This is a genomic window from Parashewanella curva (assembly GCF_003675895.1).
GTDB classification, from domain to species: Bacteria; Pseudomonadota; Gammaproteobacteria; order Enterobacterales; family Shewanellaceae; genus Parashewanella; species Parashewanella curva.
On the sequence record NZ_ML014789.1, the window covers coordinates 1 to 24,201 of the forward strand.

Consider the following 24,201-nt stretch of genomic DNA (forward strand, 5'->3'; position numbering starts at 1 on the left):
CTTCTGTATTTTGCTGGGAAAACTAGGTGATATAACAAAACAGTTACGTTATGACTCTTGTGTATAAACTCACTCATTCACCTATTTTCGCAGCAAGCTGCGGGGAATAAAACCCTCAGAGATTTAATCCTGAAAGATCAACACGCCCTAATAAAGAAGTCGTTTCAAAGGTTCAATCTTAGCCGTAGCAAACTGATATTAGGCTCATTTTCTTTGCTTCCAAGGAGTTGGAAGGTCTAGATGACTTTCCTTAGTTCCTACTTGGAGCATCTGCTGTATTGGCAACTCACAAATATGAAATTTTTGCTCAGAATACACTTCAAAGGTATGGTATTTTTTGTTCGCTTTATTTTCCGAATTAATATACAAATACGTACAGTTATCTCTTGTGTATTGACGAGTATCCCCAGTCCTACTTTCAACTTTATAAATCCGAGGCGCAGAAACTTCATCTAAAAAATTTAACTGGGATATTTCGTCTGAGGATAGCCTAGGAACACAACCGATACTTAGCTTTAACCTTCCTTCATCTACATGCTCTATAAACTTTTCAGCGTCAGCTATAAACTTTTTCGTTTTACGTCTACAAAAAGTGTAAACACTATCTGCAGATTCTTCATCAAAGCATTGAATCCCACTCGCTGTTTGATGAAAAATCCCTGCTTTTAATTTAGACTCCTTTACTTTTTTTTCTTCTAGATAAGTGAGTTTGGTAAGCTTATAAGAGGTATGAATTATCTTAATGACTGAATCTCTATGTTGGTTATACGAAGAGTGTACTGCGCTTTGCATGGCAACACCTGTTAACTTCACCAAAATGAATCTGATATTTTCTTTTGTTCTTAAGCGCGTATTTAGTAAAAGAATTTCTGTGATATTTTCAACTGAATCTTGGAGGTAGTTAGCGATTAAGGCTATAGGGATTTGTTCTATGATAGCAATGTTAACGCCTGAGATTAAGAGGGAAAAAGTGAAGCGAGATATTGTAGGGTATAAAAACCTAGACACTTGTTGAACTTTTGGATAGTCCTTAGCTCTATTTATGAGTTCTTCTGCGCCTTCACTGATCACTTTATCCGTAAGTACTTGTCCTGCATGCGATATTAACGTAGCGGTTCCTGCTACAGGCCCACCGAAGAATGTAGCAACACATGTTGAGACAGCACATTTAACCATCATTTTCACATAGTATTGCGGGATCGTAATACCTGACCAGAGTGTGTAATCACTCTGTTTTTCATTAGCAGATATTGACAGAGCTAACCTGATTGGTTGAGTCAACGAGCAGGTTGGGTGGGGAGATATCAAAACATTTAAACTCTTCGTGAACATTATCAATTAGAGTTTATGATTCAAATACTAAACTAACGCTGTACACTTCAAGAAAAAGCTATAAATGAACAATAACCACCTTCGGGGGTAACAGGATCATTATAAATGCGCTTTTCAGCTTTCTTTAAAGACAAATCAACCGATCAAAATCTCATTTTCCTTTGTTATAGCATCCAACCGGAACTGCTCGACAGCCTGAGCCAGCATGATTTCAATATCACCAGATAAATCAACTTTAGGTTGCCCTAAAAATGCTAAAGCTTGTGATAGGCTTTTTTGCGGCGGGTTAACATCAACGGCGGTAGCCGCATTTTGCTTAGAAAGCTTAAAGTTAGGTTGAGTGCAAGCTAAGGGTAAATGTAACCATTTAGGAGCTGTTAAATCTAAAGTCTGATACAAACTCAATTGTCTGCAGGTTGCTTCAAGTAAGTCACTGCCTCGAACCACTTCAGTGATCCCTTGATGAGCGTCATCAAGCACTACTGCGAGTTGATAAGCATATAAGCCATCACTGCGCTTAATAATGAAATCCTCTTCAGCAAAGTCAGCGTCAACTTTGACTTCACCTTTAAGTTCATCACTGAACAGAGCAACCCCCTGAGTATTGTGTAACCTTATTGCTCCATGCGAAATCATATGCTGCCGACAACGTCCATTATAAATACCGCCCATTTCTCGAACCATTTTTCGAGTACATTGGCAGTAATACGCTTGTTGGTGTTGCAGTAATTCATTTAGCGCTTGCTGATACGCATCAACCCGCTGGCTTTGATATAAAACAGAGCCATCCCAATGTAAACCAAAGGCTTCGAGTGTTCTTAGAATATCGTCAGCCGCACCTTTGACTTCTCGTGGTGGGTCAATATCTTCCATACGCAATAGCCATTGGCCTTTCAATGAGCGAGCTCGAAGATAACTGCCTAGAGCAGCCACAAGGGAACCAAAATGAAGTGAACCGGAGGGAGATGGCGCAAAACGGCCTATGTAGGGTGACATAACAACTTCTAAAAAGGTCAATAAAGTGAGAAAGATAGTGGCTTTCTCACTTTAAAAATGGCCTTAAAATTAGCCAGCCATTTGCTTTTCTTTGATTTCCGCAAGCGTTTTACAATCAATACATAAATCCGCTGTTGGACGAGCCTCTAGGCGACGAATACCGATTTCGATACCGCAAGAGTCGCAAAAACCAAAATCTTCTTCTTCGATTTTTTGCAATGTCTTTTCAATTTTCTTGATAAGCTTGCGCTCTCTATCACGAGCACGCAACTCTAAACTGAACTCTTCTTCTTGCGCGGCACGATCTACAGGATCTGGGAAGTTGGCGGCTTCGTCCTGCATGTGATTGAGCGTTCTATCAACTTCTTCACGCAATTGATTTCTCCAAGCTTCGAGGATCAACTTAAAGTGACTCGACTGCTCGGCGTTCATGTACTCCTCACCCGGCTTTTCCTGGTATGGTTCTACACCAGCGATAGCGAGTACGCCAAGTTTTTTATTGCCTTCAGGCATAACGCATCTCCTGTCTTCATTTGCGTTTTAAGGGCGTTTTTAAGAACGGCCGCTATCTATATCAGAAGTTTTGCACCTAGGCAAATTTTTTGCTGCAAAAAATTTTACTATGGCCTTAATCTTTTAGGTACAAGAAACATTTCTGACTAACTTCTGAAAATTAGCAAAAAAGTATAGTACGCTTCTTAGAAATACATCAAACATTGCAACAAATTTAATTTTCAGTTGCGTATTTATAAATCAACAATGTTACATTTGCTTAAAAAATCAGCTTAAAATTCCAATTATCTATGTCAGAGCAAAATTGAGCTTTTCAGATAACTGCATTTTTGAGGGATTAATCTCAGCTTTATAAGCAATTACTTCGACTCCAGCCTCAATCGCCAATGCGAGTAATTCTGCGTACTTATTGTCAATATGGCTCGCTGGCTTTACGCTATTAATCCCCGTATGTAACACGGCAAATAATAATACGGCTCGTTTGCCTGATTGGACCATTTGCATCAATTCTCTTAGGTGCTTTTGCCCACGAGTTGTAACAGCATCAGGGAAATAGCCTTGCCCATTATCCAACAAAGTGACGCTTTTTACTTCAACATAGGTATCTGGTTTATCATCATCTGTTAGCAAAAAGTCTATTTTACTGTTCTCGTCACCGTATTTTACTTCACGCTGTAAACTTGAATATCCTTTCAACTCTTCGATGATCTTTTGATTGATTGCTTCTTCTACAAGGAGATTAGCACGAATGGTATTGACGCAAATGAAATGCCCAGCTTGAGTTTGGGTGCACTCCCAACTATGTTGATATTTCCGCTTAGGGTTATCAGAAGTGCTGTACCACACTTTATCGCCAACCTCTGCAGACCCCGTCATCGCTCCCGTGTTAGAGACATGCATAGTTGCTTCGGCTCCACTAGCTAACGTTACATCGGCTAAAAAGCGTTTGTAACGCTTAATTAATGTTGCACACTCCAAAGCAGGGTAAAATTCCATAAACACTCACTGAACAATGAAAATGTAAATTGTGGCGCAAATTGTTTCTCAAAGCGAGGATCAGTTACACTGACTGCCATTTTTCCATCAAGGCAAAAAATATGACTTCTTCGATTAACATTCACCTGACACTACAACAACCTGAATCCCATTGGGGAAATTCTGATATCAGTTTTCATTCTGACTCTGCCAAGATTCATCTTAATGGGCAAGACAATTTAAGACAGATCCAAATGGCAGCAAGAAAGATACGCTCTCAAGGGATCAACGCGGTATCTTTGCAAGGCGACTCTTGGGACATCAATAATCAATGGGCTTTCTATCAAGGCTTTGCTACCGCCAAGTCGGGCTTTACTGTCGAGTGGTATGGTGACGATAAAATTCAGAAATCATTAGAGCACCGAAGAGAATCAGCCAGCTTTGCTCGCCAACTAGTCAATGCTACGCCTGAAGAGTTATCACCTGTTGCCTTAGCTGAAGCCGCTGCAGAATGGTTACAATCCTTAGCGCCTAATAAAATTACCTCTACGATCATCAAGGGAGAAGCGTTACTTGAGCATCAATGGGTCGGTATTCATGGTGTTGGTCGTGGTAGTGAACGCCCACCAGCCTTGCTTGAACTTGACTTTAATCCAAGTGGCAAATCAGACACCCCTGTAGAAGTGGCGCTTGTGGGTAAAGGCATCACTTTTGACTCAGGCGGTTATAGCATTAAGAGCTCAGAGGGAATGTTGGGCATGAAAGCCGATATGGGCGGTGCTGCAACTGTTACTGGTGCATTAGGGTTAGCGATTAAAAACGGCCTTAATAAACGCATTAAATTATTCTTATGTTGCGCAGAGAACCTGATTAGCGGTCACGCCTACAAACTGGGTGACGTACTGACATACAAAAATGGTACAACAGTTGAAGTTGTAAATACCGATGCTGAAGGTCGTTTGGTATTAGCAGATGGTTTACAAGCCGCCTCAGAAACTGGCGCTCCGCTGATCATCAATGCCGCGACCTTAACCGGAGCCGCCTATAACGCCGTTGGTACTAACTATAATGCCATTTTTTCTCCACAAACAGAGATGTTAGATTTAGCCAGAGAAAAAGCAACTGCTGTGGCTGAGCGTGTTTGGCCTTTACCAATGGATCCTTGGCATAAAGATATGTGCCCATCTCCTTATGCTGATACAGCAAACAGTCGCCCAGTTAAAGGTGGCGGTGCTGGCGGTGCTTCCAATGCAGCAGCGTTCTTATGGCGCTTTGTGCGTGATGACGCAAAATGGTTACACTTTGACTTAGCTGGCGCATTCTCTGACAACAACAGCCCACTTTGGGCGGCGGGTGGAACCGCACATGGTGTATTAACGATTGCTGAGTTGATCAAGTAATCTATTTTCCACACCAGATACACCCTCTAGTACTTGTGATATCTGAAGATAGCTTCAGGTATCACGAGCAATCCCCTATTACTTTTTATATTTCCACTAGATTAACAAAGCTTAAGTGGCTAATTTTATATTTAAAAACCACAATTAATACATGTCCGTCTAAATTCATGTTTTATGACAATAGCGAGCAAAGTTGAAACTGCACTTGTTCATAATATGCAACCACAGCCAAAGATACCTGAGGATGAAGGTTATTGGACTGAGGACGATCCAACATATGTAATCGAGTGCAAACCACAAAAATCGCAGATAATTGAATCTTGGCATCAACAGCAGAATTCCGAAGTATCCCAAGCATCTAAATCGAAAAACAAATTTACCTTACTCCAACCAACCAACAAATCGACATTCTGCCCATTAGGTAATGACTACCCTAAAACTGCACAACAATGGTTACAAAAGGCTCATATGCCCGTATCTTCTGAAAACCCTGAATTAACTTTATTACTTGATCTTGATTCCAGCTCATTTGTCGCTTTCGAATTTCACTACCAATTAAGAGCATTTTTAACTACTAACACAAGGTTTAAAGATGAAGATTGCATTTCTTGTTTCTATAAAGGTGACACCATAGCGCTCTTCATCGCTGTTGATGCACAAGCATTAAAAGCCGTTGCTCAATTTCAACAACGAGGACACAAAGTAGCCATTGTAACGAAAGGAAGATATGTGTTTGAAGATACGGCTAAGCTTTTTGCTTCATATGGTGTAGAGCTTTCAAGAGATACCTATTTCAATCGCACTGACATGCATGGTTTGAAGAAGCCTAAATTCATTGATGAAAAACTACTTGCAGGAAATAATTGCCTTTTAATAGACGACAAAGAAAAAAATAGACCAATAAACGCTTTTTTTAGCCAAATTGATTTTACCCATTTTCCATTAAAAGTTATCCCATAGATCAACAGCTTCATCTGTGACACAGAATGCAATTACATGTTAGCATTCTTAACTAAGAAATATTGATGAACCATTGCTTTTGAACACACTTCCTATTCACAGTCTTTTTCCTCAACTCCAAAGCTCTCTCACACGCAATAACCAATTAGTAATCCAAAGCCCGACAGGCTCTGGTAAATCCACTGCCTTACCGCTTGCTATGATGGATTGGCCTCAAGTTAACGGCAAAATCTTGATGCTTGAGCCAAGACGAGTAGCAACTCGAAGTATTGCTAAGTTTATTGCTCAACAACGAGGGACTGAACTGGGCGATGAAGTCGGTTATCGTGTCAGAGGGGATAAAAAAGTATCGGTCAATACTCGCTTAGAAATTGTCACAGAGGGAATATTGAGCCGCATGATCCAAAACGATCCTGAATTAACAGGGATTGGCATGATCATCTTTGATGAGGTGCATGAACGTCATCTCACCACAGATTTAGGCTTAGCGCTCGCGCTTGAAGTGCAACAAAGCCTTAGAGATGATTTAAAACTGGTTTTAATGTCTGCAACCTTGTGCTTCGATGATCTCAAAGCACTATTACCAACTGCGGATTATTTGGAGTCAGAGGGACGGAGCTTTCCAGTTAGCATCGAATACTCGCCGTCAAAAGATCCAAAAGCTTGGTTATCCCACACAGAAAGAACCATCCGCTCTCTTATCACCAATAATAGTCAAGGCGACATCCTTGTGTTTCTCCCTGGAAAAGGTGAAATACTCAAATTAGAACAAGAGCTTAATGCATATAACATCAAAGATGTTTGCGTATTAACCCTCTATGGAGAACTAGGTCATCAAGCTCAAGACGCGGTCCTTAAACCCAATCTCAATCAACGTAAAGTGATTTTATCCACCAATATTGCCGAGTCGAGTTTAACTATCGACGGCATAAAATGGGTTATCGACTCAGGTTTAAAACGTCACGCCAGTTATAATCCGAAAACAGGAGTAACGCGATTAAGCCTAAAACCCATCAGCCAATCGTCAGCAACACAACGCAGTGGTCGTGCTGGTCGAACCGCTGAGGGGCATTGCATTCGCTTATGGCGACAAGAAGATCACCAACGTCGAGTCTCAACAGATACACCAGAAATTGCCGACAGTGATTTACTTTCGATGGCGCACCATTGCAGTTATTGGGGAAGCAGGCAGTTTGATGAACTCCCGTTATTGACTCAACCACCAGCCGTTCATCAACAAAAGGCATGGGAGTTATTGCAGTCTCTCGAATTTGTTGATGACTCGCATAAAATCACCACATTAGGCAAGCGCGCTTTTGAACTTGGTACTGAGCCTCGCCTTGCGCATATGCTATTAAAAGTAGAATCGAACCCTCAACAGCTGGGATTAGCCTGCCTGCTGACAGCAGTATTAGAAGCGCGAGGGTTACCAAGAAAAAGTTGTGATATTCAACATTACCTAAACTTGTGCCTCAAAGGATCGGTTGGGCAACAAGCCAAAAGCTGGTTGAAACGATTTAATATCACCCTGCCTATTACTGACTTAATCCACAATGCTGACTGGCAAACCATAGGCTTGCTGTTGGCTTATGCTTTCCCTGATCGCATTGCAAAATCTCGTTCTGCTGGTCGATTTTTAATGGCGAACGGTAGTGGTGTAATCATTGATGAGCAAGATCCATTAGCTCAGCACACTTATGTGGTTATCGCTGATTTACAAGAAATGGACGGCAAAAGTGATGCAAGGGGCTTTTTAGCTGCCCAATGTTGCCCAGATTTATTTGAACATGAGCTTAATTACTTACTGCAAACTCATACCCATAGCGACTGGGATAAATCATCGGGGCGCTTTATTGCTGAACAACAACAACGAATTGGCCGAATAGTCGTTGCCAAACAAAAGCTTAACCAACTGACATCCAAACAACAAAGTGATGCCATTGTAAGCTATGTACATCAACAAGGGCTGACCGTTCTTAGCTGGAATGATAACACTATTCAGTTACAACAACGGCTGTTGTTAGCGGAGCAATATCTGCCTCAACTTGAGTGGCCTGATATCAGCTCAGAGTGGTTAAGCCATCATTTATCACTGTGGCTTACTCCTTATTTGTCTAATATCACAAACCTTAAACAATTATCACAAATAGACACTTATCAAATTTTGTGGAGTTTATTAAACTGGGAACAACAAACAGCGCTTGATCAACACCTTCCAACTCGTTGGCCGTTAGTTACGGGAACAAAAGCCCCTTTAACGTACACCAACGAGGGAAGAGTATTAATGAGCGTTCGCTTACAAGAAGCACTGGGGTTAGCTGAAAGTCCTAAGCTGGCGAATCATCAATTGACGGTTACTATGGAGTTGTTATCCCCAGCTCGAAGACCGATTGCAGTAACCGCTGATTTAGCCAGCTTTTGGCAAGGGCCATATAATGAAGTAAAGAAAGAAATGCGTGGGAAATATCCCAAACACCTTTGGCCAGATGATCCACAAAATACCCAAGCGACCAAGTTGACGAAAAAGAAATTAAACGGATAATAATGACGACAAAAAAAACCACCAGCAGTCGTAAAAAGACTTCTAAGCCCAAACGTTCACAAAGTTCACTCCTTAAAAAGGCATGGTCAATCTTTTGGAAGCTTGGAGTAATTACAATGGTATTGCTCACTTGCTATACCATCTATTTAGATCAAATTATTGCTCGAAAATTCGAAGGTCAAAAATGGCATTTACCCGCTCAAATTTATGGTCGTTCCATGGCTCTGTATCCGGGAGCGGCGATTAGCCATCAACAACTTATTAATGAATTAAAATTGCTGGGTTATCGAAAAGTCACTCACCCTCGCCAAGTCGGAGAATTTTCTGCTTCTTCAACTAAAGTGGATATCTGGCGTCGTTCATTCCATCACCCAGAGGGAAATCAACATCAGCAAAGAGTGATGGTGACTTTTAATCAGCAAGGTGTTCAAAGTGTTTTGCGCCCAGATCAACGACAGCTCGCTATTTTTTATCTTGAACCGATTTTATTAGATCGCATTATTACCAGCGATGGCCAAGACCGATTATTTGTTCCGGCTGACAAAATTCCACCTTTGATAGTAAAAGCCTTATTACAAACTGAAGATAGAGAGTTTTATCATCATCACGGTATTAACCCGCTCGCTATTTTACGTGCGTTATTCATCAATATATCTGCGGGTCGAACGGTTCAAGGTGGCTCAACCTTAACTCAGCAATTGGCAAAAAATTTCTTTTTGACTCCAGAGCGTTCCTTAATCCGTAAAGCTCGTGAAGCCTTAATGGCATTGGTGATCGACTACCGTTACAGCAAAGATGAAATTTTAGAGGCTTATCTCAATGAAGTTTACATGGGGCAGGATCGTGCGCGTTCAGTTCATGGCTTAGGCTTAGCTTCGCAATTTTATTTTGGTCGCCCAATTAGCGAACTGTCTATTGATCAACAAGCCTTTTTAGTTGCGGTGATTAAAGGGCCTTCTTATTACAACCCTTGGCGTAACCCAGAACGTGCAATGGAGCGTCGTGATTTAGTGCTTCGACTGCTGATGGATTCAGGCGACTTAAGCACGAGTCAATACAGACTCTCTGTAAACGCACCTTTGGGTATTCGTAAGAGCAGTCGAGAAGTTCATCAAAAACTGCCTGCTTTTTTTGATTTAGTAAAACAAGAGCTTGCTGAGCGTTATGGACCTGAACTACTAAAAATGTCAGGAATCAAGATCTATACCACTCTAGATCCTCTTGCCCAGCGCGCAGCAGAAAAAGCCGTTACCTCAACCATGAAGCGTCTACGCAAACAAGCAGGTAACCAAGACCTTCAAGTCGGCATGGTAGTGACGGATAAACTCAATGCTGGTGTAGCAGCGATGGTAGGCGATCGTAGACCTACCTATCACGGGTATAATCGTGCCATGACCATACGTCGCCCGATTGGTTCTTTAATCAAGCCATTTGTTTATGCAACGGCATTAGCAAAACCTACGACGTACAACTTAGCGTCACCTTTAGACGACAAGCCAATTACCTTGACGAACGGTAAAGGTAAAACGTGGTCACCTCAAAACGTCGACAAACAATTCCTAAATAACGTTTCGCTTCTAACTGCATTTAAACGTTCACGCAATGTCCCTACCGTTAATCTAGGCATGGCTTTAGGGGTAGCCAATGTTATGGATACACTGGTTGATGCAGGTTGGAGTGAAACCATTTCCCCTTATCCATCCATGCTATTAGGTGCTTTAAATGGCTCCCCAATGATGGTAGCACAGGTGTATCAAACCATTGCAGACTCGGGACGCATGCGTCCTTTAAGTGCCATTACCTATGTGTTAGATAATAACGATAACCTCATAGATACTCACCATGCTTCAGCCAAACAAGCGATAAGTCCCCAAGCCGATTACTTAACTCAATATGCCATGACCAAGGTAGTACAGTCAGGCACTGCAACTCGTTTACATAAACAATTTCCTAACACTCGTTTAGCAGGCAAAACCGGCACCAGTAACGATAACCGTGACTCATGGTTTGCAGGCTTCGATGAAAGAAATGTCGCTGTGGTTTGGGTAGGAAAAGACGATAATAGCAAAACGGGCTTATATGGCAGCAGTGGTGCGTTAACCGTTTATCAGCAGTTTTTGAACTATCGAAAACCAATAGCGCTTAGGTTGGCGCCACCATCAGGGATTGTTCAAGGATATTTTGATACTCAAACAGGTCTTCCAATGGAAGCCGATTGTGAGAATGTGATTCAGCTTCCTAGCGATAGTAAAAGCTATCAACCTGCCGCTAATTGCGGTAAACCGCTCTCGTGGTGGCAGAAAATTTTGTAACCTAATAAATGAAAGTTGGTTAATCATAAACGTTTGAATTATATACTCGTGATCACTGAAGATGCAGGATTTCAGGTACCACGAGTATATATCAAGCAACTTTCACAACTCTTAGCAAAACACTAATCGCTCCCTTGCAGAGAGTGACCAGCAGCACAACGCCCCCTAGCAGACATACGATCTAGCTCACAATATTTTTTCTAATAAAGTGAAAAAATTGGTTTCGCTCAACAAAACAACACTGATTTAAATTCCATCCATATTTCTGTACTTTTCAAAGGAAAAAGCATTATGAGACTTTCAAAGAAATATGTTTTTAATGGAGTAAAAGCATTAACGGTTGCTCTCCCGTTGGCTTTCTTAGCCGCTTGTGGAGGTTCAAGTCACCATGATAAAAAGCCAGAGTTAATGGGCTTTATGTATACCACCACAAATGGTGTCGGTAACAATATGGTATTACGGCTATCTCGATATGCCGATGGCTCTGTTGGCAACGAGGTCGCAACAGCAACCACAGGACTTGGTGGCGCGAATCCAACCGCTGGTGGCGATGCTAGAGGGGATTATGACTCTCAAGGCGCCATTCAAATCATTGGAAACTATTTACTTACTGTAAACTCGGGCAGTAATGACATTACAGTATTCAAGTTAAACAGAACCACTGGTGACTTGAGTCAAATGGCGAATGTTGACTCAGGTGGTGTACGCCCAGTAAGCATTGCCTATACCAAGAAAGCCAATAGCGATAACGAATATTGGGTGGTTGTAGGCAACCAGTGGAATAATCCTAATATACAAAAAGGTGCGGGAAACGCTAGCAATGCCCCTATTGAGCGCTACCCAAATGACGGATTTTTTAGAGATGGGGATACTAACAAGGACTTATCGACTGAAGACCCTAGCTCTGATCCTGAAAGAAACATAACCTTATTTAGCTTTGATTCTAGTAATGGCGCCTTAACTAAAGCAGGAGGAGTTCCACTCACCACCTACCCTAGACAAAACGGTGGCCCGACTGATGTAGTGTTTTCACCAAATGGAAGTAAACTCGCTGTAGCGACTTGGGGGGTTGCACGTTTATTTACCAGTACGCCACAAACTCCTGCTGGTGAGCAAAGACCAAGCCGAGTATATGTTTATAATTTTAACACAACCTCTGGCGCAATTAGCTCTCCTAGGCATTATGAACAAACAGGGTTAGCAGGAACTATTGGTATCAATTGGGCACCGAACAGTAATACCATTATTCACGCCAGTAACTTTAATTTGTCTTCAACATTACCTGACTATGGTTTGACAGTACTTAGTGATAATGGAACAGCAGTTACAAAAATACAAAACTTCAAAACAGGTCCAGAAGGACAGGACGAAGCTTGCTGGACACTGATCAGCCCTGACAATAAAAAGCTCTACGTTTCAAGCTTTGGTGCAAACTCAATTACACCATTTACCTTGAAAGATGATGGAACAGTAAATCAAAAACAAGATTTTGCCGTTCGCTCTAATACCGCACCCAACGTAGCCCCTGCTGGGGACACCAAAGATATGTATGTCACACCAGACAATAAATATCTTTATGTTATCGGTGCTTTTCAATCATTCACTATGAATCGATTTGATGTCACTGATAGGGGACTGAAGTACGCGAATCAATACACTTTTGAGCAAACGGAAAAAAGCCAGAAAAACACAGGAGCTCACAATTTCTTGGGACTAGTTGGATTCGATATAAAAAAATAGCCATTTGAATTTTAAATAGCTCTTAAAACGACAAGCTTACCGTTTAGATGTCATAGGTAAGCTTGTCTCAACAAAATGAAAAATAATTCATTAGTAGTCAGCTAATTACCATTGATAGGATCTGTAGCGAAAAATTGCTTTATCATCTCGGTGGTTTATGGCTGTACTATTTTTTGGAAGTGAAGTCTCTAACAAAGTAAATCTATTATCGAATGCAGACTATTATCAAAGAAAGCCCCTCAAACGCATAAGATTATTGGCGTGGAGTCTCATCTATCGAACAACTCTCAACACTTATTTAAACCACCTTGAACAATTAAACCTGCTTTGGTTAATTGAATCTCATCCCTTGTTCATCGAAAAGCCACTAAAACCCTATGGTTTGGTTACTTGGTCTATACAGCAACGTTTGGCTTATTTACTAGATCACTTTGATTTTGTACAAGCTCAATTAGGCAACAAACTGCATCAGGTGTATTCACCTCAAGGGTTAGTGTTATTTGCTTTTAAAGATAGGAATGGACAAAGCTATACCATCAAGCTCTATCAAGGGGAAGCTCGAGAAGGCAGCACGGGTCTGATACTCACCAATCATCTCAATCAAAGCATCTATTCGTTGTCATTTACTGTTTTTGGGAATGACAAACCAAGGCTTCATATCGGAAATGTGCAAGGTGCGAATAGCAGTGTGGTTGATCGCTCAAAGGTCATTGTTGAGCTAACTCGCACTTGTTTTGGTTTAAGGCCTAAGGCGCTTATTGTAGAAGTATTAATCATGCTTGCAAGACATTGGGGGATAGAGCAAATAACAGCGGTATCGAATAGAGGGCACATCTATCAGGCCATTCGATATACAGGCTCAAAAAAGCACAGCTGTAATTTTAACTATGATCAGCTTTGGCAAGAGTATAAAGCCACAGAGCTGAATGAATACTTATTTCAATTGCCATCCACTCTAACTAGAAAACGCTTAGAGACTCTCTCAACGAGTAAACGTAGCCTATACAGGAAACGCTATCAGTGGTTAGAGCAACTCAGCAACCAAATCAGTATTTCAACCAAATAGGCAGTACTTGCTTTATGTAGTCCATGAACTTACCTATTCCCACATTCCACTCTTGATACCCAAAAGGATCAGTTACTAAATTAGGAAAACCAACACCGACGCCAAACAAGCCATGAGCAATTATCCCATTATAAGGGTTGTAGCTAAGCGGCTGCTGGATATCAGAAATTTGTATATCTGTTCGCGCTTCAAAGCCAATGCAGAATACGGCTTTAGTACATTGATCTATTTTCTCATTCCAATGATCACCTTCACAATAAACCCTTTCTAAGCGATCTGGCAAAGTGCCGTCAATATTGGTTTTCGCCCATAACGCAGCGTGCTCTTTTAATCCCGTATTATCAAACAAAACATAATCATCCATATACACAGCATATTTGGTTGGACTTCGATAAAAGTTAATCACCTTTTTAACCTGCGTATTCATCAAGTTTTCAAGAGCAACCATAGCGGAATGGGAAGATCCAAACACGGCTATAGTTTCATCTACCAAGTTTTTGCTTCGAATAATTTTGTCATTCAGCGCCTCATTCAAGGGGATCGTAGGGATAGTTAATGGCAGTGTTTTAGGTTCAGAGCCTGTAGCCAGCACTACTTTACTCGCTTGAATATCTAACTCATTTCCAGTTAAACACCATTTACCATGAGTGCGAGATATTTTATTAACTTTCATTTTAAAAGAAGTAACTTGAGATAATAGTTGCTCAGTTATCCATTCCAACGGCGGCAATAGGTGGCATAAACGGCAACTGCGTTCTGGATCAATACTATGAATTTTAAACAGAGGTGCTTGGTGAAATCGAAAACTGGCACATTCATTAAAGAAGGCCATAAAGCCTTTTACTTTTGAGTTACCTTGAACTCGAAACCACTTATCACCAATATCCCCCACAGAAAAGTGTGGATCTACCCATGCAATGTCATCAGCAGGGACTCCTGAGTCAATTAAATTTCCTACGGCTGCAATCCCAGCAGGCCCAGATCCTACAACACACCACGAGTAGCTACGCATAAATACTCCCAATAATTATTTTGCAAAATTCTACTTAAGAGTAGCTTAATCAAAGCTTTCATATGGTTACACTAGCCAAAATTTAAACAACCGCCCAACGTAGGTTAACAATTTATTTACAATAATTGGATAATTATGTTTAATGGATGCCGTAAGCGGAAGGATTCGTTTCTAGTTTTCAGGATTTCATCAGCAGCACTCCACTCACAATGTAGAGATTGATGCACCTGTAGAAGCCCCTATTGCAGACAGATACTTATAACAATAAACACAGTTGTGTCTTGGACCAACTTTTATACAACAAAGTACAAGGCTGGAATGATGAGAAAACAAAACCAAACCTTTAATCTTAGTTCTCTGGGTATAGCCATCGGCTTTGCATTATCAGGACTAACCTACACCAATGTAGCTTTAGCTGATGAGACTGAAACTGCCGATGCAGAAAGTATTGAAAAAATTGCCGTAGTAGGTACTCGTTCAGCCCCTCGTTCAGTTGGTGACTCACCAGTTCCGGTGGATATTATCGGTGGCGATGAACTGGAAAAAGCGGGCAATACAGATATGCTCGAAATCCTAAAAGGCACAGTGCCATCACTCAACGTACATACTAACCCGATCAGTGATGCTGCAACTCTAGTTCGTCCAATGAACCTTCGTGGTTTGTCGGCTGACAGTACACTTATTTTGCTTAACGGTAAGCGTCGTCACCGTTCATCGGTAATCACTTTGTTAGGAGGCGGTATTAACGACGGTGCCCAAGGCCCTGACATTTCAGTTATCCCGAGTATCGCTTTAAAGCAAGTTGAAGTCCTTCGTGATGGTGCCGCTGCACAATATGGTTCTGATGCTATTGCTGGTGTTGTTAACTTCCAACTTAAAGACAGTAATGACGGTGGCAGCCTAGAAGTTAAACACGGCGAATATTATGAAGGAGACGGAACCAGTACTCAAATTTCAGGTAACATAGGCATGCCGCTTTCTGAAAACGGTTTTGCTAATGTCAGTTTTCAGTATAAAAATGCTGATGCAACGAGTCGAAGTGTTCAACGTCCTGATGCAGCCGGTTTTGCAAGTAAAGGGATAAAGGTAGACAACCCAGCACAGGTTTGGGGTTCGCCAAAAATTAAAGATGATCTGACTGTCTTTGCTAATTTAGGTTTAGAGTTAGATGAACATTCAAGTGCTTACTTATTTGGTAACTACTCTACCCGTGAAGCAAAAGGTGGTTTTTACTACCGTAACCCAAACAATCGCCCTGGCGTTTATGGTGGTATCGTTCGTGAAGTTAACGGCCAAAAAATGTATCGTCCAGGAGATGATCAAAAAGCATTGCAAGAACTTTGGGATAAAGCACCTGCAACCGTTTTAGTTGGTTCATTAGACGGAAAATCCAAACAGCTAGACTGCCCATTAGTCCCTATTGTTAATGGCATTCCAGACCAAGCTGCATTAGGCTCACTTAAAGCAGCCAATTGTTTTGCGTTTAATATGATACTACCCGGTGGCTTTACGCCTAACTTTGGTGGTGAAATCATTGATACCTCGATCACAGCTGGAACTAAAGGTGAATTCCAAATTGATTGGTTAAAAGGCATTACTTACGATTTCAGCGGTTCATATGGCCGTAACGATTCTAAGTATTTCCTATACAATACCGTTAATGCGTCTTTAGGCCCTGATACCCCGCGTGACTTTAACCCAGGTCAAGCCATCAACTCTGAGCTTACTTTCAATGCAGATTTTGTGAAGTTCTTAGATTGGGGACTAACAGATGAAGTGGCACTCGCATTTGGTGCTGAGTGGCATAAAGAAAACTACCAAGTTATTGCCGGTGATGAAGCCTCTTTCAAAGTAGGGCCATTATTTGACCAAGGTTTTAGTATTGGCTCTAACGGTTTCCCTGGTTATAAGCCTTCGGCTGCTGGCGATTACAGCTCAAACAACAAGGCCGTTTATGTTCAAACAAGCTTGCCAATGTCTGAGAACTTGCTGGTTGATGCTGCATTACGTTATGAAGATTTCGACTCTTTCGGTTCAACCTTAAACTACAAAGTGGCTGGTAGTTATCATTTAACGGATGAATTTGCGGTTCGTGGTTCAGTTAATACCGGCTTCCGTGCACCAACAGTAGGTCAGCAAAACTTCACTAACGTTCAAACTGAACTTTCGGGTGGCGTATTGGTTGACTCTGCACTGTTGCCACCAACCAACCCAATTTCTCAAGAGCTTGGTGGTAAAGCCCTGTCTCCAGAAGAATCATTCAGCTACACCTTTGGTGGTGTATTCACCTATGGTGATTTGTTTGTCACTGTCGATTACTACAACATTAAGGTTGAAGATCGTATCGGGCAATCAAACAAAATTGAGCTTAAGCCAGAACAAAAAGCGAAGCTTAAGGCTGCAGGTGTACCAAATGTTGATGGTCTAACTAAGGTCAGCTTCTTTACCAATGACTTTGACACCACAACTCAAGGTATTGATTTAGTCGCTAACTATTCAGCTCAGCTGTTTAATGGTGATTCTACCTTTGCGTTTGCTTATAACTGGAACGAAACCAAAGTAGATAAGTACTCTGAAATTACTGGTGAATTCAAAGTTGCTCGTCTTGAAAAAGATTTACCAAACCACAGAGCCACATTTACTTGGTCACAAAGCTGGGAAGACGTAAGCATGTTCACTCGTGCTAACTACTTTGGCGAATACCAAGGTGTTCACGTCGACTTTGATAAAACAGTTAAAACAGGCTCTGCAGCAGTAACCATTGATGTTGAGGTAAATTACAACTTCAATGAATCTTTCGCTCTAGCTGTTGGTGCACAAAACCTACTAGATCAAGATGCTGAGCGTTTGGATTTCCAAGGTAAGACTGGTATCCCAAATAACAATTGGGGTGGTAAGTTTTATGAAACGTCACCATTTGGCTTTAACGGTGGTTATTGGTACGTTAAAGGTACTTACAAGTTCTAAAGTTTAACTTAGATACAAAAATGCCCTGAACTTTCAGGGCATTTTTATTTGTTCAAAATTCAGAGGTTAAGCAACATTATCGAACAACTGCTGATGTAATACTTGAACGACCTGATCAGCATCTTTTCTATCAACCAAAATACACAAGTTATGTTTACTTGCACCTTGGCTGGTCATTCTGACATTAAAATCAGTTAGAGCTTCAAATACACTGTGCATCACTCCTGACTGGTTTGGAATGTCGTTACCAATCACAGCAATTAATGCTAAATCCTTTTCAACTTCAACTGTACAATTCTTAGCTAAATCATCCATTAGGGCTGAGGAAAGAAGCTCTTTTTCATCAGAGTCGGAACCAAGCTTATCTAGCGTTAATGACACATTAACTTCAGATGTCGTGATCAAATCAACACTGATTTTATGCTTAGCTAGAATCGCAAAAATCTCTGCAAGAAAGCCCTGAGCATGTAACATGTTCAAACTAAATAAATTAAGTAAAGTTTGCTCTCGTCGCATAGCCACAGCGCGATACAGAGGGCGGGATTCTGCATTTTTACGGATCCATGTGCCACCAGCTTCTGGCGCTTTACTCGAACCGACAAAAACCTGAATGTCTTGTCGTACAGCCGGTAAAATGGTCGCAGGATGAAGCACTTTGGCTCCAAAGGTCGCCATTTCAGCCGCTTCATCGAAACTGATTTCAGAAATGGGGCGAGCCGTTTCTACAAGGCGAGGGTCTGTGGTATATATCCCTGCCACATCAGTCCAAATTTCAAGGCTATGAGAGTCCAATGCTTCAGCCAGCAGTGCCGCAGAAAAATCACTACCACCACGACCTAATGTTGTCGTTCTCCCATCAAGATCACGGCCAATAAAACCTTGAGTCACAAACACACATTCGTTAATTTTCGGCGCCATAAGTGTTGTGACTTGTTCAGCGATAGCTTCAATATCAGGATTAGCCTTACCAAACTGGCTATCAGTAACCATTACATTGCGAACATCAAAAAGCGTGGCTTGCTGGGTATGAAGCTTCATCACTTCAGTAAATAGCAATGATGAACACTGTTCACCTAGAGAAAGTAATTCATCAATAATGATCTTACTACGATCGAGCACCAACGCTTCGCTTAAAAACTCAATACGCTGATGATTATTCTCAAGGGTTTCAATTACTAAAGCAGGGGCATCAATATGAGAGAGGATCTCATGATGGATTTGAGTAATTTCACTGCGAATACGGCTTCTGTCTTCATCTGTTACTCTTGGTTGAGTCAGCTCAACTAAACGGTTTGTGACACCGCTGGCCGCACTTACTACTACCACTCGAATATCAGGATTATTTACAACTATTTTGGCGCAATTTTGCATTGCTGAAAAATTGGCAACCGAAGTGCCACCAAACTTTGCAACCACTAAGGGCATTATTCCTTTTCTCCATTGCTTACATCTGGAGGGAAGTCGCTAATTAAATTGATTCTTTTCTGAAAGCTACCAAGGCTGACTTCATTGGCTTTCAGTAAAATAGGAATCAAACTAAGCTCCCCTTGTTCCACATAAAAAATTGCATTTTGCACGTACCGCTCACCAAGAATAACGGCTTGTGATTTATCTGTAAAAACGGCCCAACTTTTTTCAAAATGGGACATGTCATTAGCCGCACCAATGATAGCACGGTAAGGACAATGTAACTGTTCTATTTCATTGAGTAACAACTTATCCAAGTGGCGGTTTTGGCTTTGAGCGAGTACCTCACCTCTTGGGTTACAAGCCGTAATAATGGCAAACGATAAATGTTTCGCAATGCGTTGGGTCAATAAAAACTGAGTACAACTGTAGTTTTTCAACAGCTCTTCAATTGACTGGTTCATTTTTTAAACTCTTGAGTCCCTAAACTTAACAGTCCATTTAGCCATTTAGCCCATTCCGTTTAGGGCGTGCCCTAATACAATTTAAATTCTGTTAATTTGCTTACAAAATCTAAATCTTCGACAGTTTAGCAAATACGGTAAAAATAAAATAGATTAATTATCGTTCATAAAAGCATAAAAACTCACAAACAACCTTAGAAACAAATCGTTAAAAAACAATGACAAAAGCCTACTTTTGCACCATAAATATCCCCCCTGTCTGATTTATTAACATTTTATTTGTTAACAAATGCCTATTGCGAGTACAATGTTTAGCGTTAGCGTTGTCTTATATCGTCAAGTAGGAAACAGTTCGATACATTTTGACAAAAGGATTAAGCAGGTTAACAACGCCTGTACATAACTGATCTAATTTGTTTTAACATCGAAACTTCAAAGAAACACTCCGGCCATGGAACTTAGACCTGCTGTTTTAATCGAAGTCAGTACAGTTCGCGTTTTGATCCATTATTGTGATGAATCAAAAACATGCTTTGCGAGTCTTTAATATGGCGTTTACATTTGCCCAATAAAGACGCTTTTAGGGACTTTTTGTTCAACTAAGCCGTTGAATATGTTTGGTGAAGCTACCTCTAGCAGTGGGCATTGAAGTGTGAAAATCAATACTTCAATGCTGATTGATATTGGCACAGATTTGATAAAACTTAGGTAATAAATATGCAAAATCCGCACATTCTAATCGTTGAAGATGAAGCTGTTACCCGTAACACCTTGAGAAGTATCTTTGAGGCTGAGGGTTATGAAGTAAGCGAAGCCAATGACGGCGCCGAAATGCATAAGGCAATGCAAGACAATAAGGTCAACCTTGTTGTTATGGACATCAACCTACCTGGTAAAAACGGTCTTCTGTTGGCTCGTGAACTACGTGAGATCAACAATATTGGCTTGATTTTCCTTACTGGCCGCGACAACGAAGTCGATAAAATCTTAGGGTTAGAAATTGGTGCTGATGACTACATCACTAAACCATTCAATCCACGCGAACTGACCATTCGAGCACGTAATCTATTAACTCGTGTGAGCAATGTTGGTACTGAAATTGAAGAAAAGAGCAGTGTTGATGCATATCGTTTCAACGGCTGGACCCTTGAAATTAACAGTCGCTCATTAGTCAGCCCTCAAGGTGATTCTTACAAGCTTCCTCGCAGTGAGTTTAGAGCCATGCTTCATTTTGTTGAGAATCCGGGCAAAATTTTAACTCGTGCAGACTTGCTTCTTAAGATGACAGGTCGTGAACTTAAACCACACGACCGTACCGTTGATGTCACGATTCGTCGAATCCGTAAACATTTCGAAAGTACTCCAGATACTCCAGAAATCATCGCGACAATTCATGGCGAAGGTTATCGTTTTTGCGCTGATTTAAGCGAATAAATTAAACTCTTAATCTTCATTTTAAAAACCAGAGTCTCGACTCTGGTTTTTTTGTTTCCACATTTGAATATAAATTCATTATTCTTAGTAATTTATATATTGACAATATTTCGTAACTCATTAATTTAGATCCTTCATCCAAAATGTCCGAATGTGGCATCAGGTTTAAGTTTAGTCGCGTATTTTATGAGATAGGAAAGAGAAATGTTCAAAACCGATGACATTCGGATCAAACAAGTTAAAGAGTTACTGCCACCAGTGGCAGTCCTAGAGCGGCACCGAACAACACCGCAGGCCAGTGAAACGGTATACCAATCTAGAAAAGCCATTGAAAATATATTAGATGGCAAAGATCAACGATTACTCGCTATTGTTGGCCCTTGTTCTATTCATGATCCTAAAGCGGCTATTGAGTACGCGGAAAAACTCAAAGTGCTAAGGGATGAGCTTGCAGACGACCTCGAAATCGTCATGCGTGTTTACTTTGAAAAGCCCAGAACCACTGTTGGTTGGAAAGGGCTGATCAATGACCCATACCTCGACGAAAGCTTTCGCTTAAATGACGGACTCAGAATGGGACGCAAGTTATTGTTAGACCTAACTAACATGGGCATACCAACCGCCGTTGAATTTTTAGATATGATCACCCCTCAGTACTTAGCCGATCTCATCAGTTGGGGAGCCATTGGTGCACGCACAACAGAGTCACAAGTCCATCGAGAGCTATCGTCAGGGCTTTCATGTCCAGTCGGGTTTAAAAATGGCACCGATGGCAACATCAAAATCGCTACTGATGCCATTGGTTCTGCTAGCCAATCCCATCACTTTCTTTCTGTCACTAAATACGGACATTCAGCCATTGTAGAAACGGAAGGCAATGAATATTGCCACGTCATTTTACGTGGTGGAAAACAACCAAATTACAGCAAACAAGACGTTGATCAAGTGCTATCAGCATTAGCCAGTGCTGGTGTACGTGAAAAGGTGATGATCGATTTTAGTCACGCCAACAGTAGTAAACAGTTTAAACGCCAAATTGAGGTGGCGAATGACGTGGGTCAGCAAATTCGAAATGGTAACAAGGGTATCTTTGGCGTAATGATAGAAAGCCACCTTGTAGAGGGCCGCCAAGAATTATCATTAGAGCAGCCGTTAACTTATGGCCAAAGTATTACAGATGCTTGTTTAGGTTGGGAAGACACAGAGGCTTTACTTAGAAAACTTGCTGACGATGTAAAAGCCAGAAATCAATAACACTTCATACCGCACTCGTAGGGCTATTAATAGCTAATTGCCCTTTTTTTACTGACAAATTAACTTGATATTTTCTCAATTCTTGCAATCTAGTAAAAAATCTTTAAAAATCTCGGTTTGCTTGTTCATTAATGAATGTTATGACTCAATCTTGCGCCACTCCGTTAGCGATAGCTATTCGCCCTTTATTCCCGACTCTAGAGTCAACAGAAAAAGTCCAACCTTTGTGTTACCTAGATACCGCGGCCACCAGCCAAAAACCGTTATCGGTTATCGAGCGAATGCAGGATTATTACCTTAATGAAAACTCCAACGTCCACCGTGGCGCTTATCAACTTTCAGCACAAGCAACACAGAAGTATGAGCAAGTCAGAGAACAAGTAAAAAACTTTATTTATGCTCAACAGAGCCAACAAATTATCTTTACTCATGGAACTACTGAAGCCATTAATATGGTGGCATGGGGGATTGAACCTCAAATAACACAAGGTGATATAATCTTAGTAGACACAGCCTCTCATCACGCGAATATCGTACCTTGGCAACAATTGGCCAAACGCACTGGTGCAGAAGTAAAAGCCATAGGATTAACCACCGATTCTCGCTTTGATCTCGAATCTTACCGCCAGCTCTTAACACTAAACCCAAAAGTCGTTGCCGTACCTCATATCACCAATGCCTTAGGGACGGTAAACCCTGTCGAAACCATTGTCGAGTTAGCCAAACAAGTTAATGCCATCACTTTAATCGACGGCGCTCAAGCTGTGGCACATATGCCATTAAACGTAAGCGAGCTCGATTGTGATTTTTATGTATTCTCAGGCCACAAAATGTATGGCCCAACGGGTGTAGGAATTTTATATGGAAAAACTAGCCAACTGGAAGCCCTACAACCTTTAATGACGGGTGGTGAAATGATAAAAACCGTCAGTTTTGAGGAAACGACATTTGGCGCCTTACCAAACCGCCTAGAAGCAGGAACACCTCCCATCGCTGAAGTGATAGGGCTTGGAAAAGCTATTGAATTTATCCAAAATAACCTAACAGCTGAGCACCAAGCAGAAGAACAAGCGTTATTACAATACTTACAAGCTCAACTTAAGCAACTAAATGGCATCGAGCTCTATGGCGCTCATGAATCTAACATTGCCGTAGTCGCATTTAACTTGCTCGGCGAGCACCATCAAGATATCGGAATCTTGCTTGATCAACAAAATATCGCTATTCGATGTGGTCACCATTGCGCTATGCCTTTAATGCAGCATTTAAACTTAAAAGGATGCTGCCGTGTCTCCCTTGGGATATACTCGACCAAAGCCGATATTGATCAATTTATTACTGCTCTAAAAGCCGTACAGGAGCTATTTGCCGAATGAGACTTCCCGACAACAGCCAATTTCAGTACCAAGCCCCTGATTTCGATGAACTAGTAACACTATTTTCTAATACGAGAAGTTGGCAAGAGAAATACCGCCACTTGATGTTACTGGGGAAGCAAATTCCAACATTGGCTAAAGAGTATAGAGTCGAAGCCGCACAGGTTGACGGCTGTGAAAGTGCCGCTTGGCTTTACCATCAACAAATCAATGGTAAGCATTATTTTATTGCCGATTCAGACACCCGAATCGTTAAAGGCTTAATCGCAATTTTAATGGCCTATTTTCATGGAAAAAATACAGATGAATTGCCAGAGCAGGCTATTGAAATGGTATTTCACAACATAGGGTTGAGCCAACAACTTAGTCCATCAAGAACCAATGGCTTACAGCATATTACTCAACAAATGCAGCATAAATTTGTTAAATTAACCTGAGCTCTGTATAAGTC

18 protein-coding genes and 1 pseudogene are annotated in these 24,201 nt (G+C 41.2%); 11 read left to right on the forward strand and 8 right to left on the reverse strand.

Annotated features, from left to right (window positions below):
* The 5 genes and pseudogenes from D5018_RS13115 to sfsA form a co-directional block, all read right to left on the reverse strand.
* Positions 1-77 (reverse strand): annotated as a pseudogene (locus D5018_RS13115) (IS200/IS605 family transposase); the annotation flags it as partial.
* 127 nt (positions 78-204) lie between these two features.
* Positions 205-1,179, reverse strand: a complete 975-nt coding sequence (locus D5018_RS13120) for a hypothetical protein (RefSeq protein ID WP_133309291.1) — start codon at positions 1,177-1,179, stop codon at positions 205-207.
* A 288-nt stretch (positions 1,180-1,467) separates the two neighbouring features.
* Entirely contained in the window at positions 1,468-2,328 is an 861-nt protein-coding gene (gluQRS, locus tag D5018_RS13125) for a tRNA glutamyl-Q(34) synthetase GluQRS (RefSeq protein ID WP_121839455.1), read from the reverse strand.
* Between the two features lie 69 nt (positions 2,329-2,397).
* Positions 2,398-2,841, reverse strand: a complete 444-nt coding sequence (dksA, locus tag D5018_RS13130) for an RNA polymerase-binding protein DksA (RefSeq protein WP_121839456.1) — start codon at positions 2,839-2,841, stop codon at positions 2,398-2,400.
* A 288-nt stretch (positions 2,842-3,129) separates the two neighbouring features.
* The gene (gene sfsA, locus D5018_RS13135; protein WP_121839457.1) at positions 3,130-3,837 is read right to left on the reverse strand and encodes a DNA/RNA nuclease SfsA; all 708 of its coding nucleotides are present in this window, start codon (positions 3,835-3,837) and stop codon (positions 3,130-3,132) included.
* Between the two features lie 86 nt (positions 3,838-3,923).
* Here sfsA and pepB point away from each other — a divergent pair, with 86 nt between their 5' ends.
* The 6 genes from pepB to D5018_RS13165 all read left to right on the forward strand — a co-directional run bounded on the left by pepB (position 3,924) and on the right by D5018_RS13165 (position 13,836).
* Positions 3,924-5,216, forward strand: coding sequence for an aminopeptidase PepB (gene pepB, locus D5018_RS13140; protein ID WP_416351544.1), 1,293 nt, complete (start codon positions 3,924-3,926; stop codon positions 5,214-5,216).
* Between the two features lie 174 nt (positions 5,217-5,390).
* A complete protein-coding gene (locus D5018_RS13145) occupies positions 5,391-6,176 on the forward strand; it encodes a hypothetical protein (RefSeq protein ID WP_121839459.1) in 786 nt (261 codons plus the stop codon).
* 79 nt (positions 6,177-6,255) lie between these two features.
* Positions 6,256-8,718: an ATP-dependent helicase HrpB gene (gene hrpB, locus D5018_RS13150; RefSeq protein ID WP_121839483.1), complete on the forward strand. Its 2,463-nt coding sequence runs from the start codon at positions 6,256-6,258 to the stop codon at positions 8,716-8,718.
* A gap of 2 nt (positions 8,719-8,720) precedes the next feature.
* Positions 8,721-11,030 carry a penicillin-binding protein 1B gene (gene mrcB / locus D5018_RS13155; RefSeq protein ID WP_121839460.1) on the forward strand — a complete coding sequence of 770 codons (2,310 nt, stop codon included), beginning with the start codon at positions 8,721-8,723 and terminating at the stop codon, positions 11,028-11,030.
* 291 nt (positions 11,031-11,321) lie between these two features.
* Positions 11,322-12,770, forward strand: a complete 1,449-nt coding sequence (locus D5018_RS13160) for a beta-propeller fold lactonase family protein (protein WP_121839461.1) — start codon at positions 11,322-11,324, stop codon at positions 12,768-12,770.
* Between the two features lie 157 nt (positions 12,771-12,927).
* Positions 12,928-13,836, forward strand: a complete 909-nt coding sequence (locus D5018_RS13165; protein WP_121839462.1) for a VirK/YbjX family protein — start codon at positions 12,928-12,930, stop codon at positions 13,834-13,836.
* Here the strand turns inward: D5018_RS13165 and D5018_RS13170 are convergent.
* Positions 13,817-14,848: an FAD-dependent oxidoreductase gene (locus D5018_RS13170; RefSeq protein WP_121839463.1), complete on the reverse strand. Its 1,032-nt coding sequence runs from the start codon at positions 14,846-14,848 to the stop codon at positions 13,817-13,819. The genes D5018_RS13165 and D5018_RS13170 overlap by 20 nt on opposite strands.
* A gap of 321 nt (positions 14,849-15,169) precedes the next feature.
* Between D5018_RS13170 and D5018_RS13175 the strand changes: the two genes are divergently transcribed.
* The gene (locus D5018_RS13175; protein ID WP_121839464.1) at positions 15,170-17,815 is read left to right on the forward strand and encodes a TonB-dependent receptor plug domain-containing protein; all 2,646 of its coding nucleotides are present in this window, start codon (positions 15,170-15,172) and stop codon (positions 17,813-17,815) included.
* Positions 17,816-17,881: 66 nt separating this feature from the next.
* On the opposite strand, the gene lysC is transcribed toward D5018_RS13175, so the two are convergent.
* The gene (gene lysC, locus D5018_RS13180) at positions 17,882-19,240 is read right to left on the reverse strand and encodes a lysine-sensitive aspartokinase 3 (protein ID WP_121839465.1); all 1,359 of its coding nucleotides are present in this window, start codon (positions 19,238-19,240) and stop codon (positions 17,882-17,884) included.
* Positions 19,240-19,686 carry a DUF3293 domain-containing protein gene (locus tag D5018_RS13185; RefSeq protein ID WP_121839466.1) on the reverse strand — a complete coding sequence of 149 codons (447 nt, stop codon included), beginning with the start codon at positions 19,684-19,686 and terminating at the stop codon, positions 19,240-19,242. Before D5018_RS13185 ends, lysC begins: the two co-directional genes overlap by 1 nt.
* A 717-nt stretch (positions 19,687-20,403) precedes the next feature.
* Here D5018_RS13185 and arcA point away from each other — a divergent pair.
* The 4 genes from arcA to D5018_RS13205 all read left to right on the forward strand — a co-directional run bounded on the left by arcA (position 20,404) and on the right by D5018_RS13205 (position 24,187).
* Positions 20,404-21,120, forward strand: coding sequence for a two-component system response regulator ArcA (gene arcA, locus D5018_RS13190; protein WP_121839467.1), 717 nt, complete (start codon positions 20,404-20,406; stop codon positions 21,118-21,120).
* A gap of 204 nt (positions 21,121-21,324) precedes the next feature.
* A complete protein-coding gene (gene aroG / locus D5018_RS13195) occupies positions 21,325-22,374 on the forward strand; it encodes a 3-deoxy-7-phosphoheptulonate synthase AroG (protein ID WP_121839468.1) in 1,050 nt (349 codons plus the stop codon).
* A gap of 140 nt (positions 22,375-22,514) precedes the next feature.
* Positions 22,515-23,750: an aminotransferase class V-fold PLP-dependent enzyme gene (locus D5018_RS13200; RefSeq protein WP_121839469.1), complete on the forward strand. Its 1,236-nt coding sequence runs from the start codon at positions 22,515-22,517 to the stop codon at positions 23,748-23,750.
* Positions 23,747-24,187, forward strand: a complete 441-nt coding sequence (locus D5018_RS13205; protein ID WP_121839470.1) for a SufE family protein — start codon at positions 23,747-23,749, stop codon at positions 24,185-24,187. The genes D5018_RS13200 and D5018_RS13205 overlap by 4 nt, the downstream gene beginning before the upstream one ends.
* Positions 24,188-24,201 lie beyond the last annotated feature (14 nt).

Coding starts and splice junctions, on each gene's coding strand:
- D5018_RS13120 (WP_133309291.1), bottom strand. CDS start 1,179: ATGATGGTTAAATGTGCTGTCTCAACATGTGTTGCTACATTCTTCGGT.
- gluQRS (WP_121839455.1), bottom strand. CDS start 2,328: ATGTCACCCTACATAGGCCGTTTTGCGCCATCTCCCTCCGGTTCACTT.
- dksA (WP_121839456.1), bottom strand. CDS start 2,841: ATGCCTGAAGGCAATAAAAAACTTGGCGTACTCGCTATCGCTGGTGTA.
- sfsA (WP_121839457.1), bottom strand. CDS start 3,837: ATGGAATTTTACCCTGCTTTGGAGTGTGCAACATTAATTAAGCGTTAC.
- D5018_RS13145 (WP_121839459.1), top strand. CDS start 5,391: ATGACAATAGCGAGCAAAGTTGAAACTGCACTTGTTCATAATATGCAA.
- mrcB (WP_121839460.1), top strand. CDS start 8,721: ATGACGACAAAAAAAACCACCAGCAGTCGTAAAAAGACTTCTAAGCCC.
- D5018_RS13160 (WP_121839461.1), top strand. CDS start 11,322: ATGAGACTTTCAAAGAAATATGTTTTTAATGGAGTAAAAGCATTAACG.
- D5018_RS13165 (WP_121839462.1), top strand. CDS start 12,928: ATGGCTGTACTATTTTTTGGAAGTGAAGTCTCTAACAAAGTAAATCTA.
- D5018_RS13170 (WP_121839463.1), bottom strand. CDS start 14,848: ATGCGTAGCTACTCGTGGTGTGTTGTAGGATCTGGGCCTGCTGGGATT.
- D5018_RS13175 (WP_121839464.1), top strand. CDS start 15,170: ATGAGAAAACAAAACCAAACCTTTAATCTTAGTTCTCTGGGTATAGCC.
- lysC (WP_121839465.1), bottom strand. CDS start 19,240: ATGCCCTTAGTGGTTGCAAAGTTTGGTGGCACTTCGGTTGCCAATTTT.
- D5018_RS13185 (WP_121839466.1), bottom strand. CDS start 19,686: ATGAACCAGTCAATTGAAGAGCTGTTGAAAAACTACAGTTGTACTCAG.
- arcA (WP_121839467.1), top strand. CDS start 20,404: ATGCAAAATCCGCACATTCTAATCGTTGAAGATGAAGCTGTTACCCGT.
- aroG (WP_121839468.1), top strand. CDS start 21,325: ATGTTCAAAACCGATGACATTCGGATCAAACAAGTTAAAGAGTTACTG.
- D5018_RS13200 (WP_121839469.1), top strand. CDS start 22,515: ATGACTCAATCTTGCGCCACTCCGTTAGCGATAGCTATTCGCCCTTTA.
- D5018_RS13205 (WP_121839470.1), top strand. CDS start 23,747: ATGAGACTTCCCGACAACAGCCAATTTCAGTACCAAGCCCCTGATTTC.